General features: G+C 47.1%; 23 protein-coding genes and 1 pseudogene. 3 read left to right on the top strand and 21 right to left on the bottom strand.

Annotated elements, in window-relative coordinates; translation table 11 throughout:
* Positions 1–197: 197 nt before the first annotated feature.
* The 5 genes from P0078_RS14100 to P0078_RS14080 are packed head-to-tail and all read right to left on the bottom strand — an operon-like array spanning position 198 to position 7656.
* Complete coding sequence (locus P0078_RS14100; protein ID WP_282930585.1) at positions 198–761, bottom strand: hypothetical protein; 564 nt, start codon at positions 759–761, stop codon at positions 198–200.
* A complete protein-coding gene (locus P0078_RS14095; RefSeq protein ID WP_282930584.1) occupies positions 758–2299 on the bottom strand; it encodes a glycosyltransferase in 1542 nt (513 codons plus the stop codon). Before P0078_RS14095 ends, P0078_RS14100 begins: the two co-directional genes overlap by 4 nt.
* A 13-nt stretch (positions 2300–2312) precedes the next feature.
* The gene (locus P0078_RS14090) at positions 2313–5444 is read right to left on the bottom strand and encodes a glycosyltransferase family 4 protein (protein WP_282930583.1); all 3132 of its coding nucleotides are present in this window, start codon (positions 5442–5444) and stop codon (positions 2313–2315) included.
* Positions 5434–6411 (bottom strand): NAD-dependent epimerase/dehydratase family protein, encoded by a 978-nt coding sequence (locus tag P0078_RS14085; RefSeq protein WP_282930582.1) that lies wholly within the window; start codon positions 6409–6411, stop codon positions 5434–5436. The genes P0078_RS14090 and P0078_RS14085 overlap by 11 nt, the downstream gene beginning before the upstream one ends.
* A gap of 15 nt (positions 6412–6426) precedes the next feature.
* Positions 6427–7656 (bottom strand): NAD-dependent epimerase/dehydratase family protein, encoded by a 1230-nt coding sequence (locus P0078_RS14080; RefSeq protein ID WP_282930581.1) that lies wholly within the window; start codon positions 7654–7656, stop codon positions 6427–6429.
* Between the two features lie 409 nt (positions 7657–8065).
* Here P0078_RS14080 and P0078_RS14075 point away from each other — a divergent pair, with 409 nt between their 5' ends.
* The gene (locus tag P0078_RS14075) at positions 8066–9412 is read left to right on the top strand and encodes a class I SAM-dependent methyltransferase (RefSeq protein WP_282930580.1); all 1347 of its coding nucleotides are present in this window, start codon (positions 8066–8068) and stop codon (positions 9410–9412) included.
* 25 nt (positions 9413–9437) lie between these two features.
* Positions 9438–10436 (top strand): hypothetical protein, encoded by a 999-nt coding sequence (locus P0078_RS14070; protein ID WP_282930579.1) that lies wholly within the window; start codon positions 9438–9440, stop codon positions 10434–10436.
* A gap of 78 nt (positions 10437–10514) precedes the next feature.
* Here P0078_RS14070 and P0078_RS14065 read toward each other — a convergent pair whose 3' ends face one another.
* Positions 10515–11153: a glutathione S-transferase family protein gene (locus P0078_RS14065; RefSeq protein WP_282930578.1), complete on the bottom strand. Its 639-nt coding sequence runs from the start codon at positions 11151–11153 to the stop codon at positions 10515–10517.
* A 113-nt stretch (positions 11154–11266) separates the two neighbouring features.
* On the bottom strand, positions 11267–11695 hold the full coding sequence (locus P0078_RS14060) for a VOC family protein (protein WP_282930577.1): 429 nt from the start codon (positions 11693–11695) through the stop codon (positions 11267–11269).
* Between the two features lie 239 nt (positions 11696–11934).
* On the opposite strand from P0078_RS14060, the gene guaD reads away from it, so the two are divergent.
* Positions 11935–13329: a guanine deaminase gene (gene guaD / locus P0078_RS14055; RefSeq protein ID WP_282930576.1), complete on the top strand. Its 1395-nt coding sequence runs from the start codon at positions 11935–11937 to the stop codon at positions 13327–13329.
* Position 13330: 1 nt separating this feature from the next.
* Here the strand turns inward: guaD and P0078_RS14050 are convergent, their stop codons facing one another.
* From P0078_RS14050 to mnmG, 14 genes and pseudogenes are all read right to left on the bottom strand, one after another.
* Positions 13331–14317 carry a hypothetical protein gene (locus P0078_RS14050; protein WP_282930575.1) on the bottom strand — a complete coding sequence of 329 codons (987 nt, stop codon included), beginning with the start codon at positions 14315–14317 and terminating at the stop codon, positions 13331–13333.
* A 179-nt stretch (positions 14318–14496) separates the two neighbouring features.
* On the bottom strand, positions 14497–14916 hold the full coding sequence (locus P0078_RS14045; RefSeq protein ID WP_108735087.1) for a F0F1 ATP synthase subunit epsilon: 420 nt from the start codon (positions 14914–14916) through the stop codon (positions 14497–14499).
* Between the two features lie 18 nt (positions 14917–14934).
* Positions 14935–16338, bottom strand: a complete 1404-nt coding sequence (gene atpD / locus P0078_RS14040; RefSeq protein WP_282930574.1) for a F0F1 ATP synthase subunit beta — start codon at positions 16336–16338, stop codon at positions 14935–14937.
* 53 nt (positions 16339–16391) lie between these two features.
* Positions 16392–17252, bottom strand: coding sequence for a F0F1 ATP synthase subunit gamma (atpG, locus tag P0078_RS14035; protein ID WP_282930573.1), 861 nt, complete (start codon positions 17250–17252; stop codon positions 16392–16394).
* Between the two features lie 77 nt (positions 17253–17329).
* Positions 17330–18874, bottom strand: a complete 1545-nt coding sequence (gene atpA, locus P0078_RS14030) for a F0F1 ATP synthase subunit alpha (protein ID WP_108735090.1) — start codon at positions 18872–18874, stop codon at positions 17330–17332.
* Positions 18875–18922: 48 nt separating this feature from the next.
* Entirely contained in the window at positions 18923–19459 is a 537-nt protein-coding gene (locus tag P0078_RS14025; protein WP_282930572.1) for a F0F1 ATP synthase subunit delta, read from the bottom strand.
* Positions 19460–19471: 12 nt separating this feature from the next.
* Positions 19472–19942 carry a F0F1 ATP synthase subunit B gene (locus tag P0078_RS14020; RefSeq protein ID WP_282930571.1) on the bottom strand — a complete coding sequence of 157 codons (471 nt, stop codon included), beginning with the start codon at positions 19940–19942 and terminating at the stop codon, positions 19472–19474.
* Between the two features lie 52 nt (positions 19943–19994).
* Entirely contained in the window at positions 19995–20240 is a 246-nt protein-coding gene (atpE, locus tag P0078_RS14015; RefSeq protein WP_020413895.1) for a F0F1 ATP synthase subunit C, read from the bottom strand.
* A gap of 59 nt (positions 20241–20299) precedes the next feature.
* Positions 20300–21226 (bottom strand): F0F1 ATP synthase subunit A, encoded by a 927-nt coding sequence (gene atpB, locus P0078_RS14010; protein WP_282930570.1) that lies wholly within the window; start codon positions 21224–21226, stop codon positions 20300–20302.
* Between the two features lie 49 nt (positions 21227–21275).
* Positions 21276–21638 carry an ATP synthase subunit I gene (locus tag P0078_RS14005; protein WP_282930569.1) on the bottom strand — a complete coding sequence of 121 codons (363 nt, stop codon included), beginning with the start codon at positions 21636–21638 and terminating at the stop codon, positions 21276–21278.
* Positions 21639–21840: 202 nt separating this feature from the next.
* Entirely contained in the window at positions 21841–22743 is a 903-nt protein-coding gene (locus P0078_RS14000; protein ID WP_282930568.1) for a ParB/RepB/Spo0J family partition protein, read from the bottom strand.
* A 12-nt stretch (positions 22744–22755) separates the two neighbouring features.
* Positions 22756–23565, bottom strand: a complete 810-nt coding sequence (locus P0078_RS13995; protein WP_282930567.1) for a ParA family protein — start codon at positions 23563–23565, stop codon at positions 22756–22758.
* 126 nt (positions 23566–23691) lie between these two features.
* Positions 23692–24321 carry a 16S rRNA (guanine(527)-N(7))-methyltransferase RsmG gene (gene rsmG, locus P0078_RS13990; protein ID WP_252083956.1) on the bottom strand — a complete coding sequence of 210 codons (630 nt, stop codon included), beginning with the start codon at positions 24319–24321 and terminating at the stop codon, positions 23692–23694.
* Positions 24322–24406: 85 nt separating this feature from the next.
* A pseudogene (gene mnmG / locus P0078_RS13985) lies at positions 24407–26295 on the bottom strand (tRNA uridine-5-carboxymethylaminomethyl(34) synthesis enzyme MnmG).
* Between the last annotated feature and the right edge of the window lie 435 nt (positions 26296–26730).

Raw genomic sequence — 26730 nt, 5'->3', positions numbered from 1 at the left:
GTATAGCTGGACATCATTCTGCTTCAGTAGATAGCTTACCGAGTTATCGCTACTTCCCGTATCCACCAGGTGGAAACATGTCACACCTAAAGACCGGTAGTGGTCGAGAAAAGCCGGGAGAATATCCAATTCATCACGGAAGATACAAATAAGGGGGAAGCGTGTTTCACTAGCACTTTCAATGTACTTAACTACTTTCAAACTTTCACCCTAGCGAATTTACGCAGCTTTCGAATCGTTCGCTTTAAAAACCCTGGCTTATATTTTCCCCCTTTATTTTTTTTGGCATCTTTTTGCTGTTTTCTTAGTAGTAGGAGGCTTTTCTCTTCCGAGTCGAGCCCTTCAAGGTAAGGACTTATTTGCCTGAAATCTCCTTCTTCTTGAAGGTGATTTCTGGATTTCATAGAGTTGTCACCGGTGCGATAGTAATATAAAGGATCAGGATAATAGGATACATTTTCCTTTGCTAAAATTAGCTTGCTATAGAATTCAATATCATCTTTACCTGTTCTATATCTCTCTGTATAACCTCCGTGATCTCTAAACTTAGTAGCTTTTATCAGACACGTCGCATCACCGACTATATTTACTTTCGTTGCCCAAGCTCTAGCTGGTCCCATAAAACGAATTTGAGTTCCGAGCTTACCTTCTGGAGTATTAGGTGCCCCCTTGCCGCTGAATCGGATAGAGCTACAAGTCAGGCAATCAATATCTGCAAAAGTTGCCGCGCAAACCAACTTATCTACCATTTCCGGCATCATGACATTGTCATCGTCAAAAAAAGTAGATAATCTCCGCTTGCATTTTGTGCTGCAGTATTTCTAGCAGCCCCTACATATCGATTTTCCTGGTATACAAACTGCCAGCCATTCTTCTGATAGTGACTTTCTAAAATATCCAGCGCGTGTAGCGCTTCTTGTGAATGGCTACCATCATCAACCACAATAACTTCTATGTTCTTATAAGTCTGATCTTCAATACTTTTTAACGCTTGATAGAGAAAGTCTGGACGCTCAAAATGAGTTACGCATATAGAAACTAAGGGATCATGTCTATTGGAAGATCGGGCATTTTTAATAATTGAATGCTCTTGGCCATGCCATTTATTCCATACATCTAACGACTTCTTAAGCCTATGGTGTTTTATACCCGGCGCAGGCAGTCTCTTTGCATGTAATTCTAACTTTCTCGCTAAAGCAATATGATTTGGCTTGAAGAGGATTTTTTTTCCATTTTCGTCATCAAGTAACTCTCGAGTACCACCAGTATCAGCAGCAATAAATGGTACTTTAGTTGCAAGGCATTCGTAGACAGAAATCGGGGAATTCTCTAACAAAGCTGGGATCACAGCCAAACGTCCTTCTCCACTCAAATACTCTACAGCCTGTATAGCATTACAATCACTTATAAATGAGACTTCTGTACTCCAATGCTTCTGGTTTTCCTCTATGAATTTTCGCGCATCAAATCGATAAGAGTGTCCTCCCAAAAAAGTAATCGATGGTAATCTAACCCCTCTTTTAGCAAGAGTGTTTAATGCATTCACAAAAAGAATGACCCCCTTGCGAGGCTCAAGCCGCCCAAAAAACACCCATTCTTTTGTCTCTAAATTACTATTTTTTATGGCTTCATTATCAGGTAATAGATCATCCAAAAATACATTTGGCCAATAGTAGCTGCGCTCAGGCAGGCGGTATTTATTATTTTCCATCCAGCAGACTAAATGCTGACTTCCACAGATCAGAGTATCTGCCATCTCGGCACTTCTGCGCTCCATAAATACCCACCCCAATTGCCGTTCCTCTTTAAGGAATTGTTGATTACCTTCAGCAGACCAGAGTGTTGGGGAAGAACCTTTAACAGCAAAATGTATATCTTGGAATGCAATACCAAGACTCTTGGCAAGTAACGCTATATAACCCATTCCACGCCATTCTGAAACATGGACAATATCAAAGCGATCATTTCGCTTGAGCCATTCATAGGCTGCATAGGGCATTGCCATAGTACGAGCCATTGTCGTTTTGGCTAGCGCTTGCGGTGCAACACCATGAAATTCAACATTGAGTTTTGCAAAAAATTTTTTTGTGATTTTCATTTTTACAGGATTTTTTGCTAAACCATTAACGAAACAGATGGTGACTTTGTGACCAGATCTCTGCAGAAAAATAGCCAAATGAAAGTAAGCCGTTCCAATACCACCATTTTTTATTGGACCAAACATATCCTCCGTTAGGATACAAATACGTTTAGATTTCTGAACAGCTTCAAGGCGTATATCCTCGTGAAGCTCTTTCATTATTCAAGCCACCTTAGATCGCGACTAACATTTGTTTAAGATAACGCAATCGGCCATTTCGTAAGACAAGTCCATTTTCCTTAACACGTACGGTAATTTCTGAGTTTTCCTGCTTTATTTCTGGGGTTAAAGAGAACCGGAATCCATACCAAGCTAGTTTCGGGTTTCGAGTACCGAAACGTTCCACATAACGATTCGCCGTGGTTTCAGCTACAATATTTCCGTTCACCTCTAAGACAATCACTAAATTTTTAGCTATATTGCTTCTATCCCATGCCCATCCCTCAAGAACCCGTGGATCGAGTGCAAATAGTTCTCGTGGTGGAATTGAACCTTTAATAGGTGAGCCGGTATATCCCTTGAATATGCGCTGCAAGGTAGTGCCAGATTTTTGAATCACAGCCTGAAAACTAAACTTGGGTTTAAATTCAGTTTCATTGATTTTTCCCTGCTCATGGATAATTTTTGCAATATCATGTTCAGGCTCATCCTTACCTTCTACTGTATAATCCTTGTCTACAAATTCTCCTACCTCTGCGTGATCTTGCCCATATAAAGTGGTATCTTCAGTATCTACCCCTTGAATGTTTTCAGGTGTGTTATTTTCTGATTTAGAGAAGAAACTCCAGGTATATTTTTGGTTAAATATCTCCTCAACAGCTACCTCATTAAGTATTGGGCTTCCAGAGATAGCTGCAAATACATTTTTAGAAAGTTTTATAACCCGTATAAAACGGGTGTAAGTCATTTCTTGATCTTCTAAAAGAAACTTAATATTAAATTTTTCACCTTCTTCCCATTTATCTGGAATTGGGAATCTATGTAAAGTAAGTTCATTATCTTGTAGCTCCAAAGAAATTGACTGGGGCTCGCCATTAACTATTAATTGCCTATTTCCCGGACCTTTGGCTACACAGAGCAAATGGGAATTTCTCTCGTCCAAACCAACAACCACCCTCGGATTACGGTTTTTCATTTTACGAGGCCGGTCGGCATGTAAAAGCCACACGGGTTCCTCATCCAAACGATTCTTATCCCGATAAAGTGCTGGTCTTAATTTAGCTCCAATAGGCTGAGCTGAAGGAAGAAGGGCTAGTTTACGATAGGCAATATTATCATTTTCAATCAACGACATTGAGCGAAGGTAGACTGAGTTAGCGTTATTTCGAGATTCTTCCAATTCCTCTAAATAGTAATCACTCCGAAGATGGCACTCAGGAATAACCATCAATTCAAACCCAAATTCTTTGTTCGCCCTTAAAATATATTCTTGTACCAAACCGTAGCGAATATCATAAGGGAGTATTGACCCCACCTTGCTTGATACCAGTTTTGGGATACAAATAATATTTGTGCCTATTGCATTTCCAAAACTGATCTCAGACACGATATCTCCACCTATCGGCATTACCACCTTGTTTTCAGGTAGAGATAAAAAGCTAGTGATTATGAATTCATGATTTATTTGAAGAGCTTTGCGTAACTCACCACAAAATTTTCCACCTAATCGAGAGGATGTACCATCACAGAGAATGCAAGCATCTAGAGTACTTTCAGAAAGACTTTTTGCCAGTGCAATCCCTGCTGGAAATCCAATGAAATCCACCAAACTACAATTGAGACCGGCTTCCAATAGAAAGTTAGAAGCTCTCTCAGCAATATTTTCAAGATAGGGATCAATTAATAAAAATTTGATGGAGTCGGGTCTATCAACTAAAAGTGCCTCAGAAAATTCCATAACACTCTCAGTATCCCGCAATAGAACAACTACTTCTAGGGTCGGTAGCTCCATCTCATTAGAAACTGTTAAGGTGGGAAAGCCTGTAATCTTAGTGATCGCTTCAGCGCCACCATACTGCTTAAAAAGATCTGCTAAGTAGGCATGAAAACCATACCAAACTTGAAGGTTATAATTGTTATCAAAACTGGAATGCGCAATCCTATGCCCACTCTTCAGTACCTCTTCTAGCCTTTTCGCAAGCTCAAATGCGTAGGGTGCGATAAGACAACTTTCATGGTCTTCTTTTGCGATAAGCTCTGGAGTTCCCCCTACTCGCGTTGCAATAAAAGGAATATTATTCTCCAGTGTTTCATATACTGCCATGGTGGAGTTTTCAATCAGGGAGGGCATTACCGCTATCATATCCCTGGAACATAAAAACGAGAGAGCTTCCGGCTGGTTATAATCTGTGATGCAATTGACTTCAAAACTCCAACTAGATGCTTTTCGCTCAATATAGTCCGCAACCTTCTCATTGTTTTGATTAGGTAAGGCTTCACCATATTTACCTAGGAAATTAACTCTGGTAGGACAATTCCCCGTCCGCTCAAGTAAATCCAGAGCCGTACAAAAGAGCTCCAATCCCTTCCGCATTTCCAAACGACCAAAGAAGGTCAATTCCTTAGTGCGAACTACATCACCAGGCTGTCGATTAATGCGTTTATCATCAACGGGAACTTCAGAAAAATCAAGAATATTTGGCTGAACATAAGTTGATGTTGGCAGCTTATAGCCCACATAGCGCATAAAGCAAAGTAGGTGTGCGCTACCACCAATTACCATATCGGCAAATTCAACACATTTCTGCTCGGCAAAACTCGCTGGTAACAGCTCCCTTTTTACCAATGGCTGCATTTGATAATGACGATTCCAGAGGTGCGGGGACGATGTCTTTACAATAAATAATGTATCTTTAAACGCCAAACCCAACTTCTTAACCATCAACGCATAAATTAATCCACCTCGCCATTCGGAGGTGTGGATAACATCAAAACGTCTCTGTTCAATTAACCAGCGGTATGCCGCACTATATCGTCGCTGCCAACTCTGTGAGGGGCCGATTATTGTTTCATCCGTGTGCACCAAGTAGTGCAGTGAAACACCAAACTTGGAATATTCCTCAACCCAATACTCAGGTGTTTCATTCTCAACTGTTTCACCCTTTAAGTAGAGCACATGTACTTCGTGCCCATGTGCTGCCAGTCCTTTCGCTAGGTGATAGTAGGTTGAAGCAATCCCTCCATTTCTCACCGGACCTAGGATTTCTTCTGTGGCTATACAAACTCTGAGCTTCTGGTCCGACTCAAAACCTGCATAAGTATTTAAATCAGGGAATGATTCTACTGAAAATTTGTCAATCTGCATTCTGTAGGGCCCTCTGCGAGAGGCTGGGCTTCAGAACATCCTCCTTATTGACAAAGTAATCCCATGTAATTTGAATACCGTCCCTTAATGATACTTCCGGTCTAAAGCCCAAGTACTGTTTTGCTTTAGTAATATCGGTATAGTTATGACGTACTTCACCTGCTCTGAAAGGGTGGTTAACTATTTCAAGGTCTTCATGGCAGCCCGAGACATCCCTTAGTAAACTAATTACTTCGTTAATTGACGTTGGCTGGCCGCTGCCTAGCTGAAACACTCCATTTTCTCTCTTTTCCAGAGCCTTCATTATTCCCTGGCAGAGATCGCCTACAAAAATAAAGTCTCTAGTCTGATAGCCATCTCCGTAGACATCACAGACCTGTCCTTTCAGAATATTTTTTATAAAAGCTGCTATCACACTTCCCTTGTGAAGGGAAAGCGGACCATAAACATTAGAAAATCGTAAACAAGTTATTGATAGTCCATAGCTCTGAGAATATGCAGAACAGTAAGCTTCCGCTGCAGCCTTAGACGCACCATAAGCCGATGCGGGGTTCACCGGCATTAATTCGTGTACAGGTGGATCAGCTTCCCCAATGATCGCCCCACCTGTAGAAGCATTAATTAGATATCTAACCTCATACCTTCGCATCGCTTCCAGAAGATTGACTGTCCCTTGTACATTTACTTCAAAGTTATAGACAGGATTATTTATTGAATTAATAACACGTGTATCTGCAGCTAAGTGTATAACAGCATCAGCATGCTTTACTGCCTCATCTACATCCCGCTGATTTCTAACATCTCCTCTGATAAATTGATGAGGTATGCCGGCTAATGCTGCGGTAGTGCCAGTGACCTCATTATCTAAAACTAAAATTTCGTCATATAAACTCAAAGTACTGAGATATTTGACTAAATTTGAACCTATAAATCCACATCCACCAGTAATAAGGATTCGCGTAGACATAGCTAAAGCTACCCACTAAGAAATGGTTTCTGTAACTTCACTAGTTTTTTCCCGATAGGAAATATCGGCTAGTTTATTACCTTGTGTCCAATAGGAAACGCAAGGTATTTTTGAATGATCAGCCCGATCTTGATATTGCATTGTTATATCTGTAATTTCCTGCAGAAGGCTATCTTTAATAAGAATCGGCTGCCATCCGAATGAACGAAGTAAATCATTTTTTACATTGAGATCATTTCTCTCTGCCTCCTTCCTCGGGTTTGGCAGATAACTTATTTCACAGTCTGTCAATGAATGAACTAATTGTGCAAGATCGGAAAGTGTTTGCGTTTCCGCCATCTGATTGAGAATCAGTGGCCGTTCACCGAGCTCCGGTGGATGTAAAAGTGCCTGCTCAATACATTTACAAGTATCAGAGATATGGATAAATGCACGAGTTTGACCACCTGTGCCATGAACAGTCAGTGGAAAACCGACAGTCGCTTGCATTAGAAATCTATTTAGGACTGTGCCGTAGTCCCCGTCATAATCAAAACGATTTATCAGGCGCTCATCCAGACTAGAGAGTTCAGTCTGTGTTCCCCAAACAATCCCCTGGTGAAGATCGGTAATACGAAGCCTGTCATTTTTCGCATAATACTGAAACATCTGCGAATCCATCGTCTTAGTCATATGGTAAATGGAGCCGGGATTAGGCGGATAAACGATAGAGTCTGAAATTTGACGATTATCAATTGTCTCTATTTTTACATCCAAGTAACCTTCAGGTATTGGTATGGGCTCCTCATGGCCGTAACCATACACACCCATTGTACCGAGGTGAACCAAGTGGATATCAAGCTGTGTCGCTACAATCGCATTGAGAATATTATGGGTACCACAAATGTTATTAGAGATCGTATAATTTTTAGTAGCGCTACTTTTCATCGAATAGGGGGCAGCACGCTGCTCACCAAAATGAACTATACTATCTGGTTTTTCCTCCTCTATTAGATTTACAAGATCGTTAAATTTCTGGGAAACATCCAACTCGACAAAGCGAATAACCTTTCCCGTTAACTCAAACCAGGTATCAATACGTTCTTTCAGTTCTCGAATCGGTGTTAATGACTTTACATTGAGTTCACTATCAATTTTTCTTCTAGAAAAATTGTCAATAATAATAACTTCATGACCTAAATTACTCAGATGTAATGAGGTTGGCCATCCACAAAAGCCATCGCCACCGACTATTATCAGTTTCAAAGAGCCACCTCCACAAGTTTTGCCAACCAGGCCGTTGGCAGATCAATTTATTAAGGGTTGAGGTGTTATCGTCTGCTACTTAATTGGATAACGTGAATCTTACAAAATCCAATTTATAACACAGGCTTTACAGCTTTACCGATTATACGAGTTAGCATCCGCGCCAACTTTTATAGATTGCACCTTGAATAGTTTTCTCAGAGAAAATAAATTTATTATTTGACAGCTCCAACTTTCACATTTATGAATATTTTCATAATTTAAGAAAATCAATGCTAGCTGCGAGCATGTACTCAATAATAAGCAATCTTATTATATTTGATTTAAATCGAGCGCAACTGCACCTATTTGCAGCATGCAAGTAAATATCCACGCCAAAAAACCTGGTTACCATTACTTGGAAAATTAAATGTCTACTTTAGAAATCAATCAGCTGGATAATTTTGAACAAGGGAAGCAAGCTGCATTAGCTGGAGAAATAGACCTGGCGAGAGAGTTATTGCGTCCAATTGCCGATCTCAACCCTTTTCATCCGGCTACTTATTTTCTTTGCTATGCCGAATCAAAAAATGGTTCGATTCTAAATTGTGATAAATATGCGCTGACCTTCATATCAAGACATCCACACCATGTAGGCATGAGAATAATCTCCGCTATGCTAAATATAGCTAAAGGAGATATAGATCAAGCTGAAAAAGATATAAAAATAGCAATCAAGTGCAGTCCAGAACATAAACGAGCTCTGAAAGTCTTTGACCAAGTCAAACTGATACGAATCGAAAATAACGCCAGGGAAGCGATTGAAATTTTAGACACCTCCCGTTCTCACCCTGCATTTTCAAAACTTTCCCGCTCAAAAGCAGCAAAACAATTGAAGAAAATCGAGCCTTTAGAAGATTGGGACAATCATGAATTGCAGGCTAAAATCGCATTTTTCCACAACTGCACTAATATACGCCACGCACTGAAGAATTTTGATTCTGACCTCATCACTAGTGCCGTTGAACTCGGCTACTGTTCATGGCCAAGAAAACTACATAAATATGTACAAGGGTGCAATGTTTTAGATGTCGGTTGTGGTTTTGGCGGCTATGCCATGGGCTACCTCTGTGCTGGGGCAAACAGTTATACCGGTGTAGACCCTGCAATGTCTTTAGACTCCAGGAGAGTTCGCAATAAAAGGATAAGAAAGTGGGTTAACGCGCCAATGTCCGGCCAGGACATCATGGATTTGATCCCGGATATTGATTTACGCCAGTGCTCTACCCGCGATCTCGTTGGTATAAAGACCTTTGATACGGTTTGCCTACACAATGTCACTGAGCACCTATTGGAAATTGAGGGTGTATTCGAGGATATTGCGGGGTTGTTATCGAAAGGAGGAAAAATTATATTTCTGCATCACAACTTTTATGGCTGGAGTGGGCACCATATGCCTCCTCATAATCCATCAGTTTTAGATGAAGGGAATCCAGATCATCTTAAGTTTTGTGATTGGAACCATATTAATATTGTTCGCCATTTGCCACACGACCACTATTTACACACACATCTAAATCGCATTCGAATCGATGAATTACGCGCATTAACACGTAAGTATTTTAATATCGATACCTGGGAACTACAGCCTTCACATAGTAATGTTTTAGAACGTTTAACTCCGGAAATAGAGACCAGAGTAAGAGAAGAAATTCCTGATATTACACTGGATGAAATGAAGACAAATGTTGTTTTTTGTGTAGCTTACGCTAAGTAATTAATTTTCTTTCCGGAGCAAAATAATGTACGAAATTGAAGATGCGGAAATTGCAAGGGGTTGTTATGTACACCCAGAAATATCATTCTCTAAAACTGAAGTCCCCCAGAGCGTATTTGAGACGCCAGGAATGGTTTCGATTGCGGAACGCAAATTACTCTATTCATTGGCGTCAAAAAATTTCCAGCAAAAAGGATATATTGTTGATGCAGGAAGCTTTATGGGAGCTTCTGTAGTTTCTCTCGCGCATGGATTGATGAGTAATTCAAATTTTTCAAACAACGTAAATTCAAATATATTGAATAGTAAGCCTATTAGTAGTTATGAATTGGGTTTTCTACCTAAACCTGCAAATGGTTCGGATCGTGTTTGGGAGTGTGACTCATTGACCTATAAGTTTGGTGAATCTTTTGTTCCAATATTAGAAAATAGTATTTCTCCATTTCAGTCATTGATTGAACTAAATATCGGTGATTTTAATGAGTTTTCCTGGCCTGATAATCCAATTGAAATTTGTTTTATTGATGTATGTAAAACTCAGGACCTAAATAAACATGTTTCAGCAGAGTTTATGCCAAAGCTTATTGAGCGCGAATCATTTTTCATTAATCAGGATTTTTTCTTTGATCGTTTACCATGGATTAAAGTAACCATGGGATATCTTGAAGATTATTTCGACTGGTATGGGCAAGTATTTTCAAGCTCAATCTATAAGTGTAAAAAACCAATTCCTAAGGAAGTAGCTGAATACGACCCATTCACCGAAGCTAGCCTAGAGGAATGCTTGAAGCTCCACGATAATCATCCTAAAGAACATCTAACAGATGCTCATAAATTAAGAATGTGCTTGTCTCGCTCATACCTTATTGCAATGAAAGGGGATAAAGATGAAGCACTAGATTATCTCAAAGTAGTTGAAAGTGATTATGAGCATATGATGGATGAAAATACTTCTATAGACAGAAATGATCGTTTTCGATTCAACAGAGCTGTCCGGCAAATAAAAAGCGGAATTTTTAGTTGAAAACTAGTATTTGGGATAAATCAAAAAGGTCAGGAATATAGTTTCTGACCTTTTAGTTCAAACAAAATATATTTAAATTTAAGCTGGGCTTATATTCATGTCTTTTTCCAAAGCTGCATCAAGTTCTTGAGCTCGTTGAAATGCTTTACGTTGAGATAAACGATTTACATACTCCTGATACTCTTCACGTCCATCTATAGTTCCAAACTGTAACCCCCACCCCAGCTGTGCACCAATATATACATCTGCTGCTGTAAAACGTTCTCCAACAATATACGGGTTTGATTTTATTGCACCAGATAGCGTATCTAGTGCAAGTTTATAATTACCGTAACCCAACATTTGCTGTTTATCTTTAGCCACATCTTCATCAAAGATATATTTATTCACAATGGCGGACTCTAGAGGTCCAGCCGAATAAAACATCCACCGGTAATAATTGGCACGCTCTTCGTTATTTATCGGAGACAAACCTGAATCGGAAAACACATCAGCCAAGTAGACACATATTGCTGCTGCTTCAGTTATTGTTTTGTTGTCGTGCACTAGTGTTGGAACTTTCCCCATGGGATTCAAAGCAAGATACTCTAGCGATTTCATGTCTTCGCCATATTCAAGTACTTTGGTTTGATAGGGTACTGATATCTCCTCTAACATCCATCGAACAATACAGCCTCTCGACTGAGGATTCGTATAAAAGATGATTTCATTTGCCATGTCAATATCTCGAATTTATATGGAGACATAAATTTTAGCTAGGCTAGTATCATTTCTTCGAGAGATTTACATGTCAAGTTTGAGTAGAAGTACTATCTATTTGCTTGGACAATTCACTCGGCTAATTCAACGGTTATATTCTCTGGTCCCAAGAGAAAAGCTAATTTTTTATCTTGATACTCCAATATTCCGCTTCTTGTACTAATTCCTTGCTTCGATAAATACTCTAAAGCTTCATTCAAATTATCTACCTTTAAACACAGATGGTTATAACCGGGCCTTGCCAAGTCAATTAGTGATGGATTAGTTTTAACCACTGGATTTCGGTAGTGAAGTAGCTGTATCTCAAATTTCGGAGATGACTGCTTTAGTACCATCGTAAAGTGATCTGCTTCTACATTATCCACCTGGAGATACCGTGACGCTTTCTCGCCAGTTAGAAAGTTTTTGAGTAGAAGCTCAAAACCCAGCAATTCAAAAAAGCTGACACTTTCCTCTAATTTCGTAACAACTACTGTTACGTGATCTGGATGTTTAAACATGGATTGAGAGCCTTCAATCTAGATTTAAGTACAAGTTTAGATGGAATTTATTAAGTTTTTTCCAAATACAAGATATACAAATCAAATTTCTGTATTTTTAAGTAGGTTATTACTCAATATATAAGTTAATTTGTTGTTTTGTATTCCAGCTCTTCTAGAGACAATCGAAATAAATTTGTCACATTATCTTTCAAATGCTAAATATGTAGGTTTGCTTATTATTTTAACGGAGTGAATTGGTGGTCGAATATTTATCCTTAAGCAGCAATATAAAGTCCAATGTAGCTAAATTATTTCTATTACTCTCAGCCTCTAGCAACTTTGTTTATGCAGAGACAACTATATTTCAAGGTGACATACTTCATTTTACTTCCGACCCGGCGAAGACTAGTAAAGCTTATGAGTATATTGAGGATGGCGGATTAATTGTCAAAGATGGAATAATTGCCGGGATAATTTCTGAAGAAGAAATTTCGGTAAAAAAAAGAGGCGCAGAGATTGTAGATTATCGCGGCAAGTTAATACTTCCCGGCTTTATCGATTCTCATATTCACTATCCACAGACGGGAATGATTGCGGCTCATGGTGAGCAATTATTAGAGTGGCTTAAAGAATACACCTTTCCAACTGAAAGGAAATTTTCCGATAAAGAACATGCAAAGGAGGTTGCAGAGTTCTTTATTAGTCAGTTACTAAAGAATGGCACAACATCAGCACTTGTATTTGGTACCGTTCACCCAGAGTCTGTAGATGCTCTCTTTGAAGTTGCTCAACGAGAGAACATGCGACTAATTGCAGGTAAGGTGCTGATGGATCGCAATGCGCCAGAATACCTGCAAGATACACCGCAAAGTGCCTATTCCGATAGCAAGAAACTGATCGAACGTTGGCATAATAAGGATCGATTGAGCTATGCCATTACTCCAAGATTTGCCCCGACAAGTACTCCTGAGCAGCTTAAGCAGGCAGCTAAGTTACTAGATGAATATCCCGATGTGTATATGCATACCCATGTTTCCGAAAATAAGGATGAAATTAATTGGGTAAAATCATTGTTCCCAGAAGCAAATAGTTATCTTGATGTTTATAACATATATGGATTAAATCGGGACCACTCAGTGTTTGCTCATGGTATTTACCTGGATGACAAAGAGATGGAAAGTATGGCTTCTGTCGGCAGCGCTATTGCTTTTTGCCCAACGTCTAATCTGTTTCTAGGGAGCGGATTATTCCCGCTTAATAGAGGTGAAGAAATCAATGTTAGCGTGGGCCTGGGAACCGATGTGGGAGCCGGCACCAGTTTCTCTATGTTAGAGACTATGGATGAGGCCTATAAGGTAGTTCAGCTGCAAAAGTCGATTGGAAATAACAACAATATAAAGACACTCTCTCCGCTAAAAGCTTTCTATCTTGCAACCTTAGGATCTGCAAAAGCATTAGATATCGATGACAAAGTTGGAAACTTTGAAAAAGGAAAAGAAGCAGATTTTATTGTCATTGATTTAAAATCAACTGATTTAATGGATTTTAGAATGAAGTCTGTAAAGACACTTGAAGAAAAACTATTTGCCCTGCAGGTTCTTGGTGATGATAGAGCTATATACAGCACTTACATAATGGGTGATAAAAAATAGTTTATCTGGTGTTTGATATCGCGTGACCTATTTTTCGATACTCTTCTTGTACTCGCTCGAGATTGTCAACCCCAAGGTAGTAGTCGTCTTTGCCAAAAATGCTCTCCCAAACAAAGGGATAAATGGCGATAACCTTGGGGTTTGCTATTGCAAAATCATAAGCTTGCTTTGCCTGGCTGATTAATTGTGATTCAGAAATACTACCGAAACCTCTATTCGAGGTTTTAAATGCTCTTGGAATTAAATAATATTTAACATCTAAATGTGATGTTTTAACCATTAGCTTTTCTACTAGTTGTTGTTGAAAACTCTCTCCTACATAGTAATTTACAGCAAATAAATTATATTTTTTAGGAATTATTTTTTTGAAATTTGACTTCCTAACTGTTTCATTCATAAATGTAATTGCTCTTTTTGCTTTAGGAAAGCTTTCTTTCACTAATTGAGCAATTTCTTCTAGATATAGCTTTAGTGTTTGATTATTTAATTTTGAGCGATGGAAAGGTTCATCTAATGGATCAAACGCTATAATAATATCACTAAATGGCTCTAATCGTTTCCTTGCTAGCTCCCACCGTTCCAAATAATCCGCTCGCTTCCTATAGGTCGGATAACCATCAAAGAATATCGGAGCTATTTGTACCCATATCTTTAGTCCATGACTTCTTGCGGCCTTCATAATATCTATTTCATTGTAATAGACGTCAACAAACGTTGTAAATTGCGATACCTCAGCAATTTCATCGACAGTCCATCCGGAATGAAAGAAACCAAACTCCACCAAGTGTTCAGGCACATTATTTTCAGAATCTACATATATAGGGGAGGTGATACTTCCGTGAATTAGTAACGCTCTAGGGGACTTTAGATTTTCAGCTGTAGTAGGTTCTTTACTAGTTTTAATAGAGGCTGCAATCACTTTGTTAGAAGTGGCAGTCAAGGGCGCAAACATAAAAAGTAAATACGCGACAGTTAACATCCATTTCATAGTTGATAGCTTCTTCAATCCTTAAACATACAACCATCACTTGAAACTATAGCCGTTATAGGGTGTGCGCAGGGTAGGAGTAAGGGTAGGCTTTTAGAGTTTTCCAGAAGAATAAAAAAAGCAGCCGAGGCTGCTTTTTTGTCGCCTGAAAACAGGCCTTACGAGTAGGTAAGAACTGTTTACTTACCGGCCGCCTTGCGAATTGCCTGCAGGGTACGCAGACGCGCTTCGGCTTCGGCCAGCTGGGCTGAGATGCGCGCGTAGTCGACTTCAGACGGCGCCTTGTGCAGGGCGTGTTCCGCTTCTTCGCGGGCCTTCTGCGCGGCGTCTTCATCGATCTCACGTTCGGCTACATCGGCGAGGATAGTCACCATATTAGGTTGAACCTCGGCGTAGCCACCGCTGACGAACAGTACTTCCTCTTCACCACCGGGCTTGATGATGCGCACCGGACCGGCTTTCAGAGCGGTGAGCAACTGGGCGTGACCGTAGGAGAGACCCAGCTCACCCTCGATACCGCTCACAATCACCATCTCTACCAGCCCGGAGAAGAGAGACTGCTCGGCGCTGACAATGTCACAATGTACTGTCATGGCCATAGTATATGCCTCTCTCGATTAGCCCTTGGCTTTGTTGGCTTTTTCCACAGCTTCGTCGATGGTTCCCACCATGTAGAAGGCCTGTTCCGGCATGTGGTCATATTCACCGTTCAGGATGCCCTGGAAACCACGGATGGTTTCTTTCAGGGAAACGTATTTACCTGGTGCACCGGTGAAGATTTCCGCAACGTGGAACGGCTGGGACAGGAAGCGCTCGATCTTACGGGCGCGGGCTACGGTCTGCTTGTCTTCTTCAGACAGCTCGTCCATACCCAGGATCGCGATGATGTCCTTCAGCTCTTTGTAGCGCTGCAGTACAGACTGTACGCCGCGAGCCACTTCGTAGTGCTCCTGACCAATTACCTGTGGGTCCAGCTGACGAGAGGTGGAGTCCAGCGGGTCAACAGCCGGGTAGATACCTTTAGCGGCGATATCACGGCTCAGTACTACAGTGGAGTCCAAGTGCGCGAAGGTGGTCGCCGGAGACGGGTCAGTCAAGTCATCCGCCGGTACGTATACCGCCTGGATAGAGGTGATAGAGCCAGTCTTGGTGGAGGTAATACGCTCCTGCAGAACGCCCATCTCTTCCGCCAGGGTCGGCTGGTAACCTACCGCAGAAGGCATACGGCCCAGCAGTGCGGATACTTCGGTACCGGCCAGGGTGTAGCGGTAGATGTTGTCGACGAACAACAGTACGTCTTTGCCTTCATCACGGAATTTCTCCGCCATGGTCAGGCCGGTCAGGGCTACGCGCAGACGGTTGCCGGGCGGCTCATTCATCTGACCGTAAACCATCGCCACTTTGGAGTTGGCTTTGTTTTCCAGGTCAACAACGCCGGATTCAGCCATCTCGTAGTAGAAGTCGTTACCTTCACGGGTACGCTCACCAACACCTGCGAACACGGACAGACCGGAGTGCTCGGTAGCGATGTTGTTGATCAGTTCCATCATGTTTACGGTTTTACCTACACCGGCACCACCGAACAGACCAACCTTACCACCCTTGGCGAACGGGCAAACCAGGTCGATTACCTTGATGCCGGTTTCCAGCAGTTCGGTAGAGCTGGACTGCTCTTCGTAGGTCGGCGCAGCGCGGTGGATAGAGGAGCGCTCTTTCTCACCGATAGGGCCACACTCGTCAATCGGGTTGCCGAGCACGTCCATGATGCGACCGAGGGTTTCCAGGCCAACCGGTACAGAAACCGGAGCGCCGGTATTGCGCACGGACAGACCGCGGCTGACACCTTCGGATGAACCCATGGCAATAGCGCGTACCACGCCGTCACCCAACTGCTGCTGCACTTCCATGGTGAGGTTTTTGTCCTCAACCACCAGTGCGTCGTATACATTCGGAACAGAATCGCGTGGGAATTCCACGTCGATGACCGCTCCGATCACTTGCACAATTTGCCCGTTACTCATTTCCGGATCCTCAGCTTTAAATTCTTTCTAGGCTGACCATTACTGGCAGCGGATTAAACCGCCGCCGCACCGCCGACAATTTCGGACAGTTCCTGGGTAATGGCCGCCTGGCGCGCCTTGTTGTAGACAAGCTGCAACTGATCGATCAGCTCACCGGCGTTATCGGTGGCGCTCTTCATCGCGATCATACGCGCTGCCTGTTCACAGGCTTTGTTTTCAACTACTGCCTGGTATACCTGGGACTCGATGTAGCGAGCCAGCAATCCATCCAGCAATTCAACCGGATCCGGCTCGTAGAGGTAGTCCCACTCGTGCATGAGTTTTTCATCTTCGTCCTTCGGCAGCGGCAGCAATTGCTCAACCTGCGGCTTCTGGGACATGGTGTTGATAAACTCATTGGATACCAGGAACAGGCGATCGATATCGCCTTCTGCGTAACGGTCCAGCATTACCTTAACTGAGCCAATCAGCTGGTTGGCCTGGGGCGCATCGCCCAGATCGCGTACCGCTGCGACAACCTTGCTGCCGATGGCATTAAAGAAACTGGCCGCCTTGTTACCTACCGCGCAGACTTCGACGTCGACACCCTTTTCGGACCACGCCTGCATCTCGCGAATAGCGGCTTTGAACATATTGACGTTCAAGCCACCACAGAGTCCGCGGTCAGTGGATACCAGGATAAAACCGACCCGCTTGGCCTCGCGCTCTTGCAGGTAAATATGCTGGTACTCGGCCGAAGCGTTGGCGACGTGGCCGATCACTGCGCGTATGCGCTGGGCGTAGGGACGCCCCAGTGCCATGCGATCCTGAGCCCTGCGCATCTTACTGGCTGCAACCATTTCCATTGCGGCAGTAATTTTCTGCGTGCTCTTGATGCTGGCAATTTTTGTGCGTACTTCTTTTCCGCCTGCCATAGTGATTTACCTTGTTCGCTGGAAGTTATATTCCGAAAGAGCGGACACGCCGCTCTCTCGCGCTCTCCAGGGAGTTCTTACCAGCTGCTAGTAGCGACGAACTTCTCGATAGCGGCTTTGAAAGCTGCGTCGATTTCGTCGTTGTAGTTACCAGTGCTGTTCACTTTCTCCATCAGCTCTGCGTGTTCGCTGTTCATATAAGCGAGCAGGGCGGCTTCGAAATCGAGAACCTTGGCAACTTCTACTTCTTTCAGGTAACCCTTGTCGGCGGCGTAAACGGAAACAGCCATGTCCGCGATAGACAGCGGAGAGTACTGTTTCTGCTTCATCAGCTCGGTTACGCGCTCACCGTGATCCAGCTGGGCTTTGGTAGCTTCGTCCAGGTCAGAGGCAAACTGGGAGAATGCCGCCAGTTCGCGGTACTGAGCCAGAGCGGTACGGATACCACCGGACAGCTTCTTGATCACCTTGGTCTGCGCTGCACCACCTACACGGGATACAGAGATACCCGGGTTGATCGCTGGGCGGATACCGGAGTTGAACAGATCGGTCTCGAGGAAGATCTGGCCGTCGGTAATGGAAATCACGTTGGTCGGTACGAACGCAGATACGTCACCGGCCTGGGTTTCGATGATCGGCAGGGCGGTCAGAGAGCCGGTCTTGCCTTTCACTTCACCGTTGGTGAACTTCTCTACGTAGTCGGCGTTTACACGCGCTGCGCGCTCCAGCAGACGGGAGTGCAAGTAGAAAACGTCACCGGGGTAGGCTTCACGTCCAGGCGGACGCTTCAGCAACAGGGAGATCTGACGGTAGGCCCAAGCCTGTTTGGTCAGATCATCGTATACGATCAGGGCGTCTTCACCGCGGTCGCGGAAGTACTCACCCATGGTACAACCCACGTAGGGAGCCAGGAACTGCATCGCTGCCGGATCGGCGGCGCCAGCGGCTACTACGATGGTGTGATCCATAGCGCCGTGCTCTTCGAGCTTGCGCACTACGTTGGCAATAGAGGACTGCTTCTGGCCCACGGCAACGTAGACACACTTAACGCCGGTGCCTTTCTGGTTGATGATGGCGTCAATCGCCACAGCAGTCTTACCGATCTGACGGTCACCGATGATCAGCTCACGCTGGCCACGGCCAATCGGGATCATGGTATCAACCGCTTTCAAACCGGTTTGTACAGGCTGGTCAACGGACTGACGGGCAATAACGCCAGGCGCTACTTTTTCCACCGCGTCGGTCAGCTTGTTGTTCAGCGGGCCCTTGCCGTCGATCGGGTTACCCAGCGCGTCTACAACGCGGCCGAGCAGTTCCGGGCCAACGGGGGTTTCCAGGATACGGCCGGTGCAACGGCACTTTTGGCCTTCAGCCAGCGCCTTGTAGTCGCCCAGGATTACAGCACCAACGGAGTCGCGCTCCAGGTTCAGCGCCATACCGTAAACGCCGCCTTCGAACTCGATCATCTCGCCGTACATCACATCGGCCAGGCCGTGGATGCGGATGATGCCGTCGGATACGGAAACAATGGTGCCCTCATTTTGGGCTTCAGTGCTCACATCGAGATTTTCGATGCGGCTCTTGATGATTTCACTGATCTCAGAGGGATTCAGTTGCTGCATGCTCTGTTCCTCAAGTCCCCGCCGGCTAACGCCAACGGGGAGAGTAATTTAGGAGTTCATCGCCTCGGCGAGCTTGGCCAGACGGCCGCGTACGGTACCGTCGATGACTGTATCACCGGCGCGGATGATCGCGCCGCCCAGCAGGCTCTCGTCCACCGAGCTGTGCAGATGTATTTCGCGTTCAAACTTCGCGCTGAGCTTTTGGCCCAGTGCTTGCGCCTGTGCATCGCTCAAGGCGTGCGCGGAAATAACTTCCACCTCAAGGGTGGCTTCCGCTTGCGCTTTCAGCTCTTCGAACAGTTCGGAAATTTCCGGCAGCAGCTGCAGGCGGTTGTTTTCCGCCAGCAACCGGATGAAGTTCCTTCCGTGCTCGCCGAGTTCGTCTGAACAGATCGACAGGAATTTATCTGCGCGCTCTTCACTGGTGAGCTGGGGATTATCCAGCAGCTCACGCACTTTTTCGTTCTGGCTGACCGCTGCCGCAGTGCTCAGCGCAGTGCTCCAACCACCTAAGTGGGAGGCTTCCTGCGCATAAGAGAATGCAGCTTTAGCGTAGGGCCGGGCCAGTGTGCTGAGTTCCGCCATTGGGTTCCTCGCTTACAGCTCGGCTGCCAGTTTATCGATCAGGTCGTCGTGCGCCTTAGCGTCGATATTGACCGCGAGAATCTTCTCCGCACCCAGGACAGACAGGTCTGCCACACGGCTGCGCAGTTGCTCTTTAGCGCGATTCACTTCCTGGTCGATCTCAGCTTTGGCCGCAGTTTTCAGGCGATCGCCTTCAGACTGAGCCGCTTGCTTGGCTTCATCGAGAATCTGGTTGGCGCGCTTGTTGGCACCATCAATGATCTCGTTAGCCTGATCTTTGGCTTCCTTCAACTGCTCGGCAGCTTTGCGCTTGGCCAGCTCCAGATCTTTCTGTGCGTGTTCGGCGTCAGCGAGACCATCTGCGATCTTCTGCTCACGCTCTTTCATCACGCCCAAAAGCGGCGGCCAAACAAACTTCCAGCAAAACCAGACGAAAAACAGGAAAGTAATCGACTGGCCGATTAGAGTCAGGTTGATATTCACTCCGACACCTCTTGCTCTTTAAATAGGGTTAAGGGCAATTGGAACGGCGTAATTAAACCAGACCAGGAGCTACGGCGAAGATCAGGTACATAGCGATACCAACACCGATCATCGGAACCGCGTCAAGCAGACCAGCCATCAGGAACATCTTGCCCTGCAGAGCCGGAGCCTGTTCAGGCTGACGAGCGGAACCTTCCAGCAGCTTGCCACCCAGAGTACCGAAACCGATTGCGGTGCCCAGGGCGCCCAGACCGATCAGCAGTGCACTTGCGATGTAAACCAGACCTAATGCTTCCATTGTGTTCTCCAAATCAAAGTTAAAGAGTTGTTGTAAAGGTCGAAAAAAGGGTTAAAAACTTATTGATCGTGCTCGTGCTCATCGTCGCGATGGTGTGCCATCGCCATGTACACGGTGCTCAATACCATAAATACGAACGCCTGCAACACGATTACCAATACGTGGAAGATCGCCCAGCCCATGTGCAGGAGGCCCGCACCAATAAAGCCGAGAACGCCAACGCCAAAGACAATCGCGATCAGGATAAAGATCATTTCACCGGCGTAGAGGTTTCCGAACAGACGCAGGCCCAGGGAGATCGGCTTGGCGATCAGGGATACTGCTTCCAGCAGGAAGTTCACCGGGATCAGCAGGATGTCAAAGAACAACTTGCCGGTATGGAAAGGGTGCAGAGTCAGCTCTTTAAGGAAGCCGATGGCACCTTTTTCGCGAATACTGAAGAAAATCATCAGCGCAAACACCGCCAGGGCCATACCCAGGGTGGCGTTCGGGTCGGTAGTCGGGACCACTTTAAAGAAGAGGTGATCGTTGCCGGAGATCTTGGCGGCAGCCATCGGCAGCCAGTCCACCGGTACCAAATCCATCAGGTTCATCAGGAAAACCCACACAAAGATGGTCAGAGCCATCGGGGCAACCATAGTGTTGCGGTGGGGGAAGGTTTCCTTAACCAGCTTGTCGATAAAGTCGGTAACCAGCTCCACAAAGCTCTGGAAGCCTGTGGGCTTGTCCACACTGGCCTTCTTGGCTGCGCGGGCAAACAGGAAGCAAAAAATCAGACCGAGGCCGATAGACCAGCCCAGGGTATCTACGTGCAGGGCCCAAAAGCCCATATCCGCAGCTTCCTGGGAGGAATGCGCCATAGTCCAAGTAGACTCATTCAGCACAGTACCGTCGGCGCGGGTATACCCGGCCGGCAGCTTGCCGTAAGTCATGTTTTGCAGGTGGTGTTGGATATACCCCGTCGCGGTTTGAGCTTCGCCTGCCATAGTTCCTCAACAATCGTAAAAGTAAGAATTCTTTTTTCTTATCCACCGGCTAGCGGACCATGCGCGCTACCAAAATCCACTGCACGATTACACAGAGGACGTAGCTGATAAAAAGCGCCGCGGCATTCAGTGGTTTGACGGTGGCAAACACCGCTGCAAAACCTGCCATGGTCAATATAAATTTGCCGGTTTCCGCGCGGTAGAAATTGCCTACCACGCGATGGGCCGCGCGCGCACCGCTATCGCGAAAGGCGCGCCTGCCAAAATATGCTCCGGGCAGTGCACACAGGGCACCGCCGATAAATACGGAGAGCGCAGTCACCGGTTTACCGCTCAAGTGCAGTGCCGCACTGGCCACCGATATCAGCAGAAGCTGTACCGCGGCTATTCGTAATACCGGGGGTTTTGTCATAGACGGGATAAGCCGACTTTTTTTGCGCTGTCCGCCCAAAATTTGGGCGTGCGAATTATGCGGCAACAGCATCGCCGATTCAACCGGCAAATGTCGTCAACTTATTTGATTTTCAGGAGGTTTTGCACGGAATTACTCGCCGCAGTGAGTATTTGCCAACAGTTATTGCGCGCGCCACTAGGACGCACATTTCCCTGTGGCCTCAGTCCTCGGCGTAACCCAGGTGGGCCAGGATTCCATCCAGCTCTTCCAGGGTGGTGTATTTGAGTACCAGGCGGCCGTTGCCTTTATCGTTGTGATCGATAGATACGGGCACTCCGACTTTTTCTGCCAGGCGCTCAGTCAGGCGACGGATATTGGGGTCGGGCTTCGGTTTTTCCGGTGCGGGGGCAGCCGGCTGTTGTAAACGGCGCACCAGCGCCTCTGTCTGGCGCACGGTAAGGCTGCGCTCGACCACCTGGCGCGCAGCGGAGCGCTGGGTGGCACCGGATAGACCGAGCAGAGCTTTGGCGTGCCCCAACTCCAGATCGCCACGCTCCAGGAAAGTCCGCACCTCTTCACTGAGGCTTAACAGTCGCAACAGGTTGGTTACTGCGGTACGGGATTTGCCCACCGCATCGGCCACTTCCTGCTGGGTCAGCTTGAACTCATCCTGTAAACGCTTGAGGGCTACAGCTTCCTCTACCGGATTCAGGTCTTCGCGCTGGATATTTTCAATCAGCGCCATAGCGATGGCAGCTTCATCGGAAACGCTGCGCACCAGTGCCGGCACTTTCTCCAGTCCCGCCAATTGGGCCGCGCGCCAGCGCCGTTCACCGGCGATGATTTCATAGCTCTGCTCACCGATACCGCGCACAACGATCGGCTGCATAATGCCCTGGGCGCGTATCGAGTCCGCCAGCTCTTGCAGGGATTCCTGTGGAAAATCCCGGCGTGGCTGGTAGCGGCCGCGCTGCAAAAACTCTATCGGCAACTCCTTCAACTCACCGTCGACCACGGCGGTTTCGGTTTCAGCTTCACCGGTAGCCTCGGCGATCGCGGTGCTGTTTTTATTGCTGATCAGGTGGGATAAACCCCGGCCCAGTCCTTTGCGTTTGGCGGCCATAGTAATTACCCCTTATACGGCTTCCGCCACAGGGCGGCTTTTCTTATTGGAAGATGGATTGGCGGGATGGCGGCGATTGATTTCGCAAGCCAGTGCCAGATAGGCAATAGCCCCTTTCGAATGGCGGTCGTAATCCAGCGCTGGCTTGCCGAAGCTGGGAGCCTCTGCCAAACGGACATTGCGCGGGATACAGGTTCGATACAGACGGTCGCCGAAAAACTCCTGCAACTGCGCCGACACTTCGCTGGTGAGGCTGTTGCGCGGATCGTACATGGTGCGCAAGATACCCTCGATTTTCAGGTCCGGATTGGCGGCCTGCTGGATCTGGGTGATGGTGTCCACCAGTGCTGACAACCCCTCCAGGGCATAGTATTCACACTGCATGGGAATCAATACGCCGTGAGCTGCACAGAGGGCGTTTACCGTCAGCATATTCAACGATGGCGGACAGTCGATAATCACGTAGTCGTAACGATTACTCACCGCAGCCAGGGCGCGGCGCAGGCGGGATTCGCGCCCCTCCAGATTCAGCAACTCCACCTCTGCCGCAGATAAGTCACCGTTGCCCGGGATCAAATCAAAACCGCTCTCTGTGGATACAATGGCCTGCTCAACAGGTAATTCAGCGGCCAGCACATCGTAACCGGACACCTCCAGGTCACTTTTATCCACACCACTGCCCATGGTGGCATTGCCCTGGGGGTCCAGGTCGATCAGCAATACGCGCCGCTTGTTGGCAACCAAAGATGCGGCCAGGTTGACGCAGGTAGTGGTCTTGCCAACCCCGCCTTTCTGGTTGGCCACAGCAAATATCTTGCTCAAGATTCTTGTCCTTTGTTGTTTCCGGGTGCGTTTGCCCCGACGCCGGCTCAGCTTCGGGCGGCGGCTGTTGTGCCCCACGATAGGGGAGCAGGATTGGGCGGGCGACAAACCCGCCAAACTATCATCTTATTCTGTGCGACAGAGCTGAATCATATGTCGCTCACCGTCGCAGCCGGGCACCGACAACCGGTGCACCTGCTCGACCTTAATGCCTTTTGGCAGAGCGCTCAACTCATCCTCAGGCAGCTTGCCCTTCATGGCATAAAAACGACCCCTGGGTGCCAACATGTGCTCACTGCCATTGACCATATCTTCGATGGAGGCAAAGGCGCGGGACACCACACCGGCAAAAGGCTGTTCTGGCACAAAGGCTTCTACCCGCTCATTGACTACCGTGATATTGGGCAGGGGCAGGGTGCTGGCGACTTGGAACAGGAAGCGGGTCTTCTTGCCATTGCTGTCGAGCAGGGTAATGGCGCGCTCCGGATGCACAATTGCCAGAGGAATTCCCGGCAGGCCGCCACCGCTACCAACATCGATCAAAGAGCCTTCGCCACAGAGATTTACCACACTGAGGCTGTCGATAATATGGCGCTCCAGCATCTGCTCTGGGTCGCGTATGGCGGACAGGTTGTAGGCACTGTTCCAGCGGGCAAAAAGCGCCAGGTATTCCAGTAGCTGATCCTGCTGCCGGTCACTGAGTACCACCGACATCTGTGCCGCCGCCTCTAACAGGCGCGGACGAAACTGTTCCATTGAGTGAGAAATGGGTCTATCCCCCAGTAGTCCCGCGAAATTCAAACCCCGCAGGGCCTCGCGGGATACCCTGTGGAAAACCGATTTATACCGCTTTTTTGCGCTTCAGCAGCCCGCGCTTTTTCAACTGGATCAACAGCAGGGATATGGATGCGGGCGTCACGCCCGGTATTCGCGAGGCCCGCGCCAGGGTATCTGGGCGGGTCTCTCCCAGCTTTTGCTTAACCTCATTGGACAGACCAGAAATATCGCTGTAGTCGAAGTCCGCCGGGATCGGGGTATCTTCGTAGGCCTGCAAACGCTCAATTTCCTCGCGCTGGCGATCGATATAACCGGCGTACTTGGCCGAAATTTCCACCTGTTCGGCAACCTGCTCGTCGGTTACCGCTTCCCCTTTGAGGCCCGCCACATCCTGATAGCCCAGTTCCGGACGGCGCAACAGGTCCATCAGGCTATATTCCCGCGCCAATGGCTGCGGCAATTTGGTTTCTACAGAGGCGGCCTGGGGCGTCTTTGGGTGCACCCAGGTACCTTGTAGTCGCTGGGTTTCCCGGGCGATCGCCTCGCGCTTTTCACTGAACGCTGCCCAGCGGGTATCGTCGACCAGGCCCAATTCGCGACCTTTTTCGGTCAGGCGCAGGTCAGCATTGTCCTCACGGAGCAACAAGCGATATTCCGCGCGGCTGGTAAACATGCGGTAGGGCTCTTTAGTGCCGCTGGTGATCAAATCATCCACAAGCACGCCCAGGTAGGCTTCATCCCGGCGCGGGGACCAGGCTTCGCGCTCCTGGGCCTGCAAAGCGGCGTTGGCGCCAGCCAGGAGTCCCTGGGCGGCCGCTTCTTCGTAGCCGGTGGTGCCATTGATTTGGCCGGCAAAATAGAGCCCCTGGATAAATTTGGTTTGCAGGGACGGCAAAAGGTCGCGCGGGTCAAAGAAATCGTACTCAATCGCATAGCCCGGGCGAGTGATATGCGCCTTTTCAAAGCCCTTGATGGAGTGCACCAGCTCAATCTGCACGTCGAAGGGCAGACTGGTGGAAATTCCATTGGGGTACAGCTCGTTGGTGGTCAGCCCTTCCGGCTCGATAAACACCTGGTGGCTGTCTTTGTCCGCAAAACGGTGCACCTTGTCCTCGATGGAGGGACAGTAGCGCGGGCCAATCCCCTCTATTACGCCGGAGTACATGGGCGAGCGATCGAGCCCCCCTGGATAATTTCGTGGGTGCGGGCATTGGTGTGGGTAATCCAGCAGCAGACCTGGCGCGGGTGTTGATCGCGGCTGCCCAGGTAGGACATCACCGGTGTAGGGCTATCTCCCCACTGCTCCTCCAGCTCGCTGAAATCTACCGAGCGGGCATCAATACGGGGAGGGGTGCCCGTTTTCAGGCGATCGACGCGGAAAGGCAGTTCGCGCAGACGATCTGCAAGGGCAATCGAGGGCGGGTCTCCAGCGCGGCCGCCGGCGTGGTTATCCAAGCCGATATGTATACGCCCACCGAGGAAAGTCCCTGCGGTCAGTACCACTGTCTTGGCGCGAAAGCGCACCCCCGCATTGGTGACAACGCCCACAACCCGTTCACCTTCGACAATCAGGTCATCCGCCGCTTGTTGGAAGATCTCCAGGTTTTCCTGTGCTTCCAGGATTGAACGGATAGCGGCGCGATAAAGGGCTCTATCGGCCTGGGCACGAGTTGCCCTTACTGCGGGGCCTTTGCGGGCATTGAGGACCCGGAACTGAATTCCGCCCAGGTCTGTTGCCGTTGCCATAGCGCCACCGAGGGCATCGACTTCCTTCACGAGATGACTCTTGCCGATACCGCCGATCGCCGGGTTGCAGGACATTTGTCCAAGGGTCTCGATATTGTGGGTCAGCAGCAGAGTGGAAGCTCCCATACGTGCCGCTGCCAGTGAGGCTTCGGTACCTGCGTGGCCTCCGCCGATCACGATCACATCATAGGTCTTAGGGAATTCCATAGTGGGTGCTACTGGTTACAACTGGGGGCGCACATTTTATAGGCAGTAGGTATAAGTCAGCAATTGGCTACAAGCATATTCCTGCACTCTAGTTGGTAGACGCTTGTAAAGCTGTAAAAACTGAGACTATCCAGTTCCATGCATATCGAGCTCTTTCTCTAAGGAAATCATTTTTTTGGACTCTCTTAAGTTTATATAAATGAATAAATGTATTTCTTAGAGAGAGGTTTTTGATTTAGTTGTTTTTATTAGTGCCCGGCAAATCATGTATAAGCAAAAAAAAACCTTATAAATCAATAGGATACATTAATGAAAACATGGGCAATAACCCCTTGGCTGAAGGGGGGCAACCCCGGTAGACGATTGTGGAAAGCCGGGACAACTTTGCGCGCCTCGTGCTGGCGGGAAAGTTATCATCATAGCATTCGTTGCTTA

It is taken from the genome of Microbulbifer sp. VAAF005 (genome assembly GCF_030012985.1).
In the GTDB taxonomy this organism is placed as follows: domain Bacteria; phylum Pseudomonadota; class Gammaproteobacteria; order Pseudomonadales; family Cellvibrionaceae; genus Microbulbifer.
This window is presented reverse-complemented; position numbering and strand designations above follow the sequence as displayed.